The organism is Burkholderia diffusa (assembly GCF_902499115.1).
Taxonomy (GTDB): Bacteria; Pseudomonadota; Gammaproteobacteria; order Burkholderiales; family Burkholderiaceae; genus Burkholderia; species Burkholderia diffusa.
This window is the reverse complement of sequence record NZ_CABVPN010000025.1, coordinates 1-12186: the sequence shown is the minus strand read 5'-3', so window position 1 is coordinate 12186 and position 12186 is coordinate 1. Positions and strand designations below refer to the sequence as shown.

General features: G+C 59.5%; 9 protein-coding genes. All 9 read left to right on the top strand.

Annotated features, from left to right (window positions below; genetic code table 11):
- The first annotated feature begins 609 nt into the window (after positions 1-609).
- The 9 genes from BTE28158_RS23680 to BTE28158_RS23640 all read left to right on the top strand — a co-directional run bounded on the left by BTE28158_RS23680 (position 610) and on the right by BTE28158_RS23640 (position 12012).
- On the top strand, positions 610-3081 hold the full coding sequence (locus tag BTE28158_RS23680; RefSeq protein WP_151048983.1) for a type VI secretion system Vgr family protein: 2472 nt from the start codon (positions 610-612) through the stop codon (positions 3079-3081).
- A 4-nt stretch (positions 3082-3085) separates the two neighbouring features.
- Entirely contained in the window at positions 3086-3982 is an 897-nt protein-coding gene (locus BTE28158_RS23675) for a DUF4123 domain-containing protein (protein WP_239007383.1), read from the top strand.
- Positions 3979-6579 carry a T6SS effector BTH_I2691 family protein gene (locus BTE28158_RS23670; protein ID WP_151048984.1) on the top strand — a complete coding sequence of 867 codons (2601 nt, stop codon included), beginning with the start codon at positions 3979-3981 and terminating at the stop codon, positions 6577-6579. Before BTE28158_RS23675 ends, BTE28158_RS23670 begins: the two co-directional genes overlap by 4 nt.
- Before the next feature lie 275 nt (positions 6580-6854).
- Positions 6855-7664: a DUF6708 domain-containing protein gene (locus BTE28158_RS23665; protein ID WP_239007382.1), complete on the top strand. Its 810-nt coding sequence runs from the start codon at positions 6855-6857 to the stop codon at positions 7662-7664.
- A 1-nt stretch (position 7665) separates the two neighbouring features.
- Positions 7666-7926, top strand: a complete 261-nt coding sequence (locus BTE28158_RS23660; protein ID WP_151048986.1) for a PAAR domain-containing protein — start codon at positions 7666-7668, stop codon at positions 7924-7926.
- A gap of 11 nt (positions 7927-7937) precedes the next feature.
- Complete coding sequence (locus tag BTE28158_RS23655; RefSeq protein WP_151048987.1) at positions 7938-9077, top strand: AcrVA2 family anti-CRISPR protein; 1140 nt, start codon at positions 7938-7940, stop codon at positions 9075-9077.
- 4 nt (positions 9078-9081) lie between these two features.
- A complete protein-coding gene (gene tssF / locus BTE28158_RS23650) occupies positions 9082-10959 on the top strand; it encodes a type VI secretion system baseplate subunit TssF (protein WP_151048988.1) in 1878 nt (625 codons plus the stop codon).
- A gap of 120 nt (positions 10960-11079) precedes the next feature.
- On the top strand, positions 11080-11277 hold the full coding sequence (locus tag BTE28158_RS23645) for a hypothetical protein (protein WP_151048989.1): 198 nt from the start codon (positions 11080-11082) through the stop codon (positions 11275-11277).
- Positions 11278-11436: 159 nt separating this feature from the next.
- The gene (locus BTE28158_RS23640; RefSeq protein WP_151048990.1) at positions 11437-12012 is read left to right on the top strand and encodes a recombinase family protein; all 576 of its coding nucleotides are present in this window, start codon (positions 11437-11439) and stop codon (positions 12010-12012) included.
- The last annotated feature ends 174 nt before the right edge of the window (positions 12013-12186 follow it).

The following is a 12186-nucleotide window of genomic DNA, read 5'->3' as shown; positions in this document are numbered from 1 at the left end:
TGAAAATCCACGCATGGCGCGCGCAAGGGCTTGACGCGGCGCGCCTGCCCCCTTATTGTTCGCATCGACTACAGTGCTTCACTATCTTCCACAAAGATGTGATAGCTGTGGTGTTCCCTCCACGGAACAGGCTCCCAAGCCAAAAAAATCGCCGGGGGTTGTGTTGGTAGCACGCTCCCGGCACCTCTTCTGTCGGCTTGGCGCAGTCTGCTTGAACCAAGCTTCCCGCGCTTTTTACCCCAATCGTATAGCCTATAAGGGCCACAGGCGTTCGTCTGAGTGCCGACAAGGGCGTAATTATATCGAATGGGGTGCGCCCCTAAAAGCACTCTTTCGGTACGATTGACCGGTCGCCGCCCGGATCAAGATGATGTTGTGTCCCGTTAAGTTCGTTGAGGTGCCGTGTGGCATCACTCAGCCGCTGCCAGTCATTTTCAACATCCCTAACAATTCTCCCCGTGGGCCTTCTCGGGCCTTTGTGGTATACGTCTGAGCTTATTGCGGCACGTCGGGACGGGCATGCGCATTGTCAGCCCCACTTTGCCGGTGCATTCAAGGGCGCACGGGCGGCCCGGCGGCACTCCGCGCCCGGATCAACGGATAAGAACAATGCAGAACACGGCACAAGCCCTGAGAGACCTTGCGCTGGGGCCGCAGCACAACCGGCAAGTGCAAATCAGCTTTCCGGACGATAACGCGCCTTACAGAATCCTGCTGCCGAACGCATTCGAGGCGATTGAAGCGCTATCAAAGGATTTCGCGTACAAGATCGAAATCCTGTCGGACAACGATCACCTCGCGCCGAACGATTTCATTGGCAAGCGCGTGACGGCTAGCTTGGCGCGCGGCGACGGCAGCCACCGCTATTTCAACGGCCATATCTTCGCGTTCCGGCACGATCGCACGGACGGCGGCTGGGTGTTCTATGAGGCGCACGTCGGCCCGTGGCTGCGCTACCTGAAGTACAGCCAGCACAATCGCCTGTTCCTCGATCAGAACCTTCACGACCAGACCGCGACGGTCTTTCAGGACTACGGTGTGTTACCCGAATGGGCGTGGCAGGTCGGCGAAGACGATCCGCGAATGACGATGGCCTGCCAGTTCGACGAAGACGACCACAATTACCTTCATCGGCGCTGGGAACACGCGGGCTATCTGTACTGGTACGAGCACACGGCCACGTCGCACAAGCTGACCGTCTCCGATCCGACGCGTCGCGCGCACGCGATCGACGGCAAGGTTCACGAAATCCGCTTTCACAATGGCATGGGCGCGGAGGAATCGGACAGCATTCTGAGCTGGTCCCCGTTCCAGCAGACCACGTCGACGCATGCGGAGCTGTCACGCTTCGACTTCAAGAGCCCGACGCCAACCCACGTCCAAACGAGCCTGTTGAACCCCGAAGCCGCGCTGCCGAAGCTTGAATGGAATGAGTACGCCGGCGCGTACGGCTATCGGAACATGGAGCACGGCTATCAGGTCGCGAACCGCCGGATGGAGGAAATCGAAGCGACGATCAAACGCTTCGATGCGAAGGGCAACAATCGCTTCGTGCAGCCGGGCCGCTGGTTCCGGTTGACGGACCGTTATGGCTCAGCGCTAAGCCGCGATCAGAGCGACGACGAATACCTGATCATCGCGGTTCGGCATGTGGCGACCAACAATTATTTGCAGGACACGGGGGTGCTGGCGGAATACCGCAATGAATTCACGTGTGTACCCAAGGCGACCCCGTGGCGGCCCGGGCGCGGCTTCAACAGCGTCGACACGAAGATTCTCGCGCCGCAGACGGCGACCGTCGTCGGCCAGTCCGGCACGAGCATTCACACCGACGAGCACGGCCGCGTGCTGGTTCAATTCCATTGGGATCGCGAAGGCAAGTATTCGACGTGGGTGCGGGTCGCAAGCGGTTGGGCCGGTGGCGGCCAAGGGGTGGCTGCACTGCCCCGCATCGGTTCCGAAGTCATCGTGCAATGGCTCGACGGCAATCCGGACCACCCGATCATTACGGGCCGCGTGATGAACGCGCGCAACGTCCCGTCGTGGAAGCTGCCGGACGAGAATGCGCTGATGGGCATTCGCAGCCGGGAGCTGACCGGTGCGGACGGCAACGCTTCGTCCGGTCGCAGCAATCATCTAATTTTCGACGATACGGCGAATGCCATTCAGGTGCAGCTTCGGTCCGACCATGCGGCAAGCCAGCTCTCGCTCGGCAAGATCAAGCGAATCGAGGATTGGCAGGGGCGCAAGGATGCCCGCGGCGAGGGCTTCGAGCTGCGTACGGATGAGGTCGGCGCGATCCGCACCGGCAAGGGCATGGTGATCAGCACGGAGGTGCGTCCCGCCGCACAGGGGCATCTCTCGGATATCGGAGAGCCGGCATCACGCCTGACCAAAGCGCAAACGTTACACGGGCAACTTGGCAAGCTCGCCCAGCATTATCAGGCGCAGGACAACGGGGCGGACCAGACACCGATCGCCGACGCGCTGAAATCGCAGGTGGATGGTATCCAGGGCGCGGGTGCGACGGGCAGCAGTGACAAGGGCGACTTCCCTGAACTCAATGAAGCGCATCTGCTGTTGGCCGGCGCGGCCGGCATCGCCGTCACGACGCCCGCGACGGCGCATGTCACTGGCGGCCAGCACGTGGCCGTCACGGCCGGCGACAGCGTGTCAGTCGCGACGGGAAAATCGCTCTTCGCCAGCGTCTCCGACAAGTTCTCCTTGTTTGTGCACAAGATGGGGATGAAGCTGATCGCGGCGAGCGGCAAAGTGCAGGTGCATGCGGAAAACGACGAGCTGGAGCTGCTGGCGAAGAAGGTCTTGTCGATCATCAGCACGACGGACTGGATCAACATCACTGCCAAGCAGGGCATTCGCTTGACCGCCGGCAACAGCCAGCTCGAAGTCAGCGCGAAAGGCATTGTCGGCTATACGCCCGGCGAGAACAAGATTCATGCGGGCAGCCACGATACGGTGGGCCCGCAGAGCATGCCGGCGCAATTCCCTGGATCGGATTTGTGCTCACAATTGGCTGACGGTGCCGCGCAGGCTGGTAATGCGTCGATCTCACTGACGTAACGCGATGACGACAATCCTTTTGCCAATGCAGGCCGTTTCCGAGCCTTCGGGACCCCTGACGCGCGGCTTCCTACTGATCGAGCCGGCGACGCTTGCCCACGCGCCGGCACTGGCTGCGCTTGACATGTGTCCTTGCACGCCCCACGTACTCGCGCATCGTGAGGAATTGATGCCAAGGCTCGTTGACGTGGCCGCTCTTGATGAAGCAGCTCAGACTATCGTTACCGAAGCCTGGGATGCAGAAACCGTCAGAGACCGTCCGCCCGTCGTTTGCGCGTGGCTCGATAGCGATCTCGATGGTGAATCGCTCGTCGAGCATATCGCCCGTTACCTTGTTGGTCCCGGTGTGGATGGCAAGCCAGTGTTCTGGCGTTTCTACGATCCTCGTGTACTGGCGTTGACTCTAGCAACCTTCGATCCGGCGCAGCGACAAGCGTTGTTGGGGCCGATCCAGTCATGGCAATTTATCTGGGCAGGGCACCGGTGGAGTATCTCGGGGCGAGGAGTCGCGACCGATCTGCTCGAAGGGCACGTGCCTGCGTGGCCTCGCAACGATCAATGGCCGCGCATCAACCGCAGCGATGTCGCTACCCAAGTGGTCGATCGATTATCCGATGTGCCAGTTCAGGAGGTTGCATCGCTGCCGGCCACGCTCGATAGATTATTCGGCGATGCCGCCCAGTTTGGGCTTACGCAGGCAGACGATCTAGCGGACTATGCCTGGCACTGCGTGAAATACGGCTCCGCATTTGAGCAGCATCCAACACTCGTTCAGGCGAGAACCGAAATGGTCGATGGCCGTATAACGTGGCCCGAGATTGTGTCGCTCTTTACCCCCGACGAACTCCGACAACTCGAACAATCATCCCGCTTGTCAAAGGCGCAGAGGACCGAATCATGACCGCCACCTGTCCATTATGTGATCGCAAGTCGTTGCTGTTCTACCCCGTTCGGTACGCAGTCGCATGTCCGCGCGGCGCAGCTAAGGCCCCGGGATTGTCTGGTCACTTCAAGATCGACAGTCGTGCACCCCAGTCGGTCGCGACGGCCAAATATTCTCTCAGGGCACTGCGACCGGGCTATCTGTACACCTATGACGAAAGGCGTCGGCGACTGCGTGCTTACACGGTACTGGAAGACGGGATTATGTGGAGCTTCCCGCCAGGCTCGACACCACCGCCGGCCGATGCTGAGAATCTGATGACTCAAGGATGTGCAAATGCCGGTGATCTGTCTTTCGAAACGCTTGGCCGCTGCGTCGACATCGAGTATACGCCCGGCTGCGACAACCCGGCGGGCATGAATTTCTGGATAGGTTGGTCCAATGTACGGTGGACCAAGGATCTTGTTTTTAACAAGATCCACGACGCAAGTTGGCGCAAGCAGCACATGCAATGCGTTGAGGTAGCGCAAGTATTGGCGGGTACCGCCGATGACGCGGCGAGCTTCGAAGCGGCCTACACGCAGATCGCGCACTTTTCGATGAACGAGCAGGCGATGAAAGAGGCGTTCGGATACAGCAACCGGGACCCGAAAAGCGAAATTACTCAGGGGAAGCGGAAGCTGCCGCCCCGAATCATCGATGCGATGCGTGCGACGCCGAACCAGAAAGGGTTCATTCTGGCGGTCAACGATCCTGTCGGCATCGCGAACGATCTGAGCGAACTGACGGTGCCGAGCCTGAATAACGGCTTCGACGAAAAGATGTATTGGAAAGCCACTACTGCCCAATTGTTAGAGCGGGCAAAGGAAGGGATTCGCGCACGCGGGAGTGAGATGGCTGAATTGAAATACGGATCTTCCGCCGCCGCAGCGCAAGCAAATGCCGATCTTTATAGCAAATCTCCTCCGCCAGTAGGCGCGAGGGGCGTACCGGATTATGCGGGTGGATTCAACATGATTCTCAGTCTGTTCAAGCCCGGCAGCACAAAGAAGGCAATGGACGATTGGAGTCGGAAAGTCAACGATATGCCGACAACGAAAAAAGAGGCTGCGGACGATGCTTGGGTCGATGCCAGCACCAAGCTCGACGAGCATGGTAAGCGAGTTCCCGCGCTAGATCTGGATGCACTCAAGCGTTTCCCCGACGAGTACAAAAAGGCGCTCGACGCGTTTCACCCGACATGGCAAAAGCTCGCACAAGCTCATGCGGATTGGTTGAGCAGCAAACTGCTTTCCGACTGGTTGACGGGTATTACCGACAGGCAAGACATCCGCAGTGGCTTTGCTTACAGTGAATCCTGCTCGCAGGCGATCGGCTCAAGCGTGGGTACAGAGGCGTGCATGAAAGTTGTGAACGACTGGTTGTCGCAGGCAGACCTTGCGAACACTAGGAACCTGATAGCACGCGGGTTGTTGTTCAGTCAGGATAATCTGATGAACGCAGCAGGACCGAAGCTCCACGGCTCCGACATCCAGTACGAGAGCTTCATGAACATCTACAAAGGGTCGTTCCTAAAATTCGAAGACAAACATGGCCAGGTTCCGTTGCGAGATCGCTTGATGCTGACCGTTGGCAATGTCATCGTTGCCACTCTCGCCCAGGCCGGCGAGTCAGCCGCCAAGAGGCTCATGATGATTCGTTTGCACCTCCAGGCTGGAGTCTCAATCAACCCGAAGACGATCAGCACAAACCAGCTCGCGAAATGGATGCTCAAACAAGCAGAGGAACTGGGCGTCGACCTGGAGGGCAGCAAGAATCAGCAGCGGCGCGCGGCCGGTGTACTCGCGCACAAGACCCTGAATGCGGCGAATGCGCCGGATTCCAAGGTCATTGCGCTGCAAATGGATGTCGATGCACTCCAACGAACAGGTAGGCTTGAGGAAGGCCTCATCCAGGAGGTCAAGATTCCCGGCGCGACGACGCTGAAGCGATGGATGGGCTCGTCAGCGCCGGCCGACTTCAATCTTGGCGTTGCGACTGCGATTATCCAGATGGCGACCTTTGCTTTTGCCGCCAAAGATTGGGCGAGCAGCGATCAGTTTAGTAACGAGGAGAACAAGAAGAAGTTCTGGTGCTGTGTCGCGGCCATCGCTGGCAACGTGGTCGAAACGATTTCGAGCACTGTCAAGGTTGCGGCTGAGGAACCGCATCCACTGTCCGCGTACCTGCTGGAGCATTGGGCGGGTGCCGGCAGGTACGCGAAGATTGGCGTTGGCTTGGGCCGCTTTGCGGGTTCGTTTGCGGGGGCATTACTCGCCTACGGCGACCTAACAAAGAACTTCCCCGAGGCTCGGAACAACCAAGAATACCCATTGGCTGCTCTTTATCTTTTGAACGGGTCCTTGGGTATGTATGTTGCATTTTTCGCGCTGTGGGGATCGGTTCCCGCTTTCTGGTTAGTGTTTCTTGTGGGTATTGCTATAAGTATTGGAATTGCCATGTTGAAGTCATCCGAGCTAAGCGATTGGGTCAAGCGATGCAGGTTCAGCACGGGTGAGCACTACCGCACGCTGGAAGACGAACTGAAGGCGTTCAACTCTGCGGTTGGGGGGTAATTTTGGACGAGCGCTTGATGAAGAAATGTGTAGGGATGCCCATTCCAGAATGGGACCTCATGCATAGGCTTTCAATTAATCAACCAATTAGCCCAGAAATTCAAGACTCGGGGACTATCTTTCGGATCAACTCGGCCTATATGGACGTTACTGAGCCATCTCTGTTGGAAAAACATTGGTCAATAACTGCTGCAGTGTTTGCTTTTATTTGTATAAGTGTCGGCCCGTATATATATTATGTAATGCATGCTGGCCCGAGCGTCCCCGATTTTTGGATGACTATTTTCAATTTTATGGCGCTCGTGATTTCTATCGCGTGTGCAGTGGGCGCTTGGGCCGCTGGTCGCGGCCTGCTCTTTGGCCTTAGATATCGTCCGATTCGATTTCACCGTGGTGAGCGCAAGCTGTACCTAGTCCGTAAACGTCGTTTCTTCGCCAGGCCAGGCGAAGGTGATGTGGTGTGGGAAGCCCCTTGGTCGTCCGATTCCATTTTTTGCCTGCATCGCGAGATGTCGACCTTCGGTGAGCTATTCCACATCCGCCATTACACGGTCGACGACCACGGCAATGTGACGCGGGTCTTCTCGATCGGTCGCGGATGGATGCCGGCCGCTGAGGTTGAGTTGGCACTTGCTCAGTGGAACTACTGGTGCAAGTTTATGAACGACGGGCCGAACGGTCTGCCCAAGCCGATGTTGTTTCACACGGAGAACGAGACGCCGCGCGAATCGTTCCTATTCTCGCTTTACGGTATCGGGATGGACGCGCCCGCGATTTTCCGTGTCGTTATGATGCCGTTGATACTCATTTTCACGGTGATGCGCATCCTTGCCAACGTCACCAGCAGGAATCCAATCTGGCCGAAATCGATTGAGCGCATCAGTGAGATCAAGCCTGACGATTCCTATATACAACCGCGAGCTGGCACGCCGGTCGGTTGGAGCGACACAGTGATGGCACGACGACGCGGCGACTACCCGATCAATCCTAAGGCTCGCGTCGAAGACTGGACTGGAGATGGCGACGCGACGCGTTATGCTGCGTCGTGGCTCGATACCCCCAAGATCAACCCGGCGCGAAATTGATATGAAAGACGAAAGCGGACGCGGTGTGATTCGCTTGCATGACAAGACGACCCATGGCGGCGAAGTGATCACCGCGAGCGAGGATTTGACTGCGCTTGGCGTTCCGGTCGCGCTGAAGGGGCATCTGACATGGTGTCCGCAGTGCGGTGGCCAGTTCAGGATCATTCCGCAAAACAGCACGCGCAATCACCACGGTACGCCGGTCGCCTTCCACGACGATCTGACGGAATGCGGGGCGCGACTGATTTCGTCGCTTGAATAGAGGTGTCGTGCATGAGCGGTTCGGTAGAGCGGATGAAGGAAGCAAGTTTGATGGGCGCGTCGTCACGCAACACCGTCTTGATATCCGACGCTCAGCGTCAAGCGTTGCGCGCCGACATTCGTCAGCGGCTTGTTACCGCGCTGATGCGCTCGGGCGACGCCGTCACCGATCCGAAGCTTGCTCGCCTGCCTGGACCGGTTCGCTATCGGGTTACCGGTGCGCTCGCCGCGTGGGACGCGCTGCGGGCCGCATCAGACCGCGTGGCGTCGCCGACGCTCACCGAGATGCTGCGCTCGCACGGTATCCTGCGCCTGACGCGCTATTTCGATCGCTTTACGCGGGATCTCTTGCCGCACGGCGCTGACGGCCGCCCGGCTGACGTACTCGCCGGGGTCGCTCAATACAGCGCCGTGTGGCTGGCATTCGAGGTGCGCAAAGGAGCTTTTTACGAGCCGACTCCACCACTGCACCGCCTGCTCGACGCCGCCTATATCGCGGAGGATGTGCCGATTGGCATGCTCAAGATGCCGACTGATACGCTATGCATCATCCCTGAACCTACCCGCTGGAAACAAGCCGGCGACATTGAGGCGATCGCGATTTTCAAAAACGAGCGGTCGATCGGATTCGCGACATGGTTAATGGCCGGGGGTCCCAGCGAAGGGGCGGTAATGGATTCGATTACGCTGCCGCTGGAGGACCCCGACAAGACGATCCGTGAGCTTGTGGATGAGTTGTTCCGCAAGCCTGCGGCTGACGGAATGCCCGATTCGCCCGACGCTCAGCAGTTCTGGCGCGACGCCCTGGACTATGCGATCAAGATGATGCTGTACCTCAACGTGCGCCATGCGCAGGTTGTACATGATCGCGCTTACTCGAACGCGCCGCGACACTTTCCGGGGCTCGGCAAGCGCAAGCGCGCGGAGCGACTCGCGGAAATCGAACAGCTCTACGATCGACATATTGTCGGCCCCGCGATTCTCGACGCCGAGGCAGCCGGATCAGTCCCATCGGACAGCGCGCAGCGCGAAATAAGTGGCCACTGGCGGCGGCCGCACTTCCGGATGCAGCCATACGGCCCACAAGCGGCATTGCGCAAACTCGTCTTCGTCGGCCCAACGCTGGTGCGTCCCGACCGACTGGGACTGTAGCTGAATGGATCACCTGCTGTCGCATTACGAATACGAGCTCGGGTTGTTCGCGCGGGCATTGGGCGATTTCGCGATCCGCTATCCGAAGATCGCCGCTCGGCTCGGCATCCAGAGCGGCCGGACCGACGATCCGCATGTGACGCGTCTGATTCAGAACTTTTCGTTTCTTGCCGCGCACCTCGATTCGAAGCTGGCCGACGACTATCCCGAATTCACCGAGGCGTTGCTTGAGGTTGTCTACCCGCATTATCTGCGCACGGTGCCATCGTGCGCGATTGTCCGATTCGAACCACGGGCGATCGTCGGTCAACTAACAGAGCCGGTCGTCGTGCCGCGTGGCGTGGAGTTGAATGCACGCACAGCCCCGGTGCGATTCCGATCGGCCTACGACGTGACCATCTCGCCACTACAAATCCGGTCCGCACGGTATGCACCGACGACGCTGGCACCGTCGGCCGTGAGATTGCCCGCCGACGCAACTGGCGTGCTGTCGATCAGTTTCACGCCGGCCGCCGGCCCGTTCACGGCGGCCATTACTGACGGCCCCATACGCGTCTACCTTTCTGGCGAGCGGCCGTTTGTCTCGTCGCTGCTGGATGCTTTGCTGCTGCGCGCGGCCGCCGCGTATGTTGAGGTCGATCAATGTGGGCGCTGGCGGACCATATCGAAGGTGCCGTTTGAACCGGTCGGTTTCGCCGATACCGATCGCTTGCTGCCGGGCAGCCGAACCACCAGCCTCACTGCGACCACCTACCGCAACTTGCTGGAATACTTCGCATTTCCCGAGCTGTTCGATTTTGTCGATCTCGACATCGGCCGTGTGTGGCGGGCAGCAAGCGCCACTGAAGCTCGGGAACTGACCTTGCATGTCGTATTGCGCGATACACCTGCCGATTCGATCGCTGCGCTGGCGCTCGCGTCGGTCGACGCAACGGCGTTCAAGCTGTTTTGCACGCCCGTCGTGAATCTATTCTCACAACCGGCCCAGCCCATTGTGTTGAAGGGGCAGGATGCCTATCCGGTTCAGCCCATGCGACTGGCGAAACATTCGCCGCTGGGCGTGTATTCGGTCGACGCGGTCTATCTGGGCGAACTCTCCAACAAGAAGGACAAAGACGAGGACGTGTCGCTCGATAGTGATCGACCTAGAACCCTGGTGCGACCCTATCAGGCGCTGAGTCACGATCCACGCCCTGATTCGGCGACGGTCTATTGGGTCGCGTTTCGTGATCGCGACGCGGGATCGCCCGGCCGTCAAACCATGATGCTGTCGCTGGTCGGGCTGGACGGACAGTCGGCACGGCCAAAGCTGCCTCAAATCGATGTGGTGACGACGGTGACAAATCGCGACTTGCCGGCGCGCTTGTCGATCGGCAATGCGGTGGGCGATTTGATGCTCGAAAGCAACGCGCTGGATTGTCCGATTCAGTTGATCACTCGACCGACATTGACGGCCGAGCTGCCGCGCGGCAACGGCGCGTTGTGGCGTGTGCTGTCGACGTTATCGCCGCATCCGCTGGATCTGACGCGGGACGGGCTGCCGGCCCTGAAAGCATTCATGCGGCTGCACGCGGTGCGCACGACACCGCTCGCGCAGCGCTGCATCGACGCGATCACCGATCTGGACTACAAGCCGGCGATCAAATGGATGTCGCTCGATAGTCAGTTTCCGTCGTTCGTGCGCGGCATCGAAATCATGCTGTCGTTCGACGAGACCGCGCTGCGCGAAGTTAGCCTGGTCGTGTTCACGAAACTGCTCGAACGGTTCTTCGCACCGTACGGGCCGACGAACAGCTATGTCCAACTGGTGGTCCGTTCGGCGCAGACCGGCCAGGAACTGAGGCGAGGCGCGGCCACGCCCGGCACGCAGCCGCTGATCTGAGCGCGAGCCGGTCTAATCCATATCCTCCGGATACAGGTGCGAAGTGACGACGGCCTACCCCTATTTGCCGCATCTCACGGCAATCGAGTTCGAATCGCTGGTCAGAACTGCAAGCGAACGATGGCGCGTGCGGTACTGGTGGATGGCACAACCTATCGTGAGGCCGAGCACGCCCAGGGACTCGCCTATTCGGTGGCCGCGCGTGCGGTAGCGGCGGTGCTCCGGTATCACAATGCCGGCGTCCCGGCTCGCCGCGACAAGGCGACGCCGCTGCACGATCCATTCGGACGCGTCCCTCTGGTGAAGCGCAATGACTGACGACAGCGCGCGCCGGTCACAAGTTATGCCCGACCGAATCTGTCCGAAACTGATCCCTTGCGGACAGGGGCATTTTGCCCTGTCCGTAAATAAGGGTTGAAATGTTTTGGACATTGTCTTACATTCGGACATCTATTTCGTACAGATTGAGTGCCCGATATGTCTCGAACCTTTGCCTATGCCCGCGTCAGTACGTCCGACCAGACCACCGCGAACCAGTTACGAGAGATCGAGGCGGCCGGCTTCTCGGTCGACAAGCGCCGCGTTGTGTCGGAAAGCATTTCGGGGAGCGTAAGCGCCGATCAGCGGCCGGGGTTTGCGCAGTTGCTCGTCAAGATGGAAGAAGGCGACGTGTTGATTGTGACGAAGCTCGACCGACTCGGCCGCAATGCGATGGACGTGCGGGCCACGGTCGAGGGATTGGCCGAACGCGGTATCCGGGTTCATTGTCTCGCCCTGGGCGGCGTAGATCTGACGAGCGCGGCCGGCCGGATGACGATGCAGGTGTTGAACGCAGTGGCCGAATTCGAGCGGGATCTGTTGATTGAGCGCACGCACGCTGGTATCGCTCGCGCCAAGGCGGAAGGCAAGGCGATGGGGCGGCCGTCCGCCCTGTCGGACGAGCAGCGGGCGGGCGTGCTGCGCGAGTTGAACACGGGGGCAAGCGTGGCCGCGCTCGCTCGGCGATTTGGCACGAGCCGCCAGACGATCATGCGGGTACGCGACGCAGTCTAAGCGGCGCGCCGTTCAACTCACGACGTGCTAGAGCTCGGCTCGCTGGGTCGTGGAGCGAGCAGCTTAAAGGCGCGAGGCGGCGCATGCGCGGTTCCGGGGAGGTATCCGGAATCTTGTGTGTGAGGCGGGTTAAGACTCAGATTCCGATGTTGAATCGTTCCGGGTAAAGCAGCG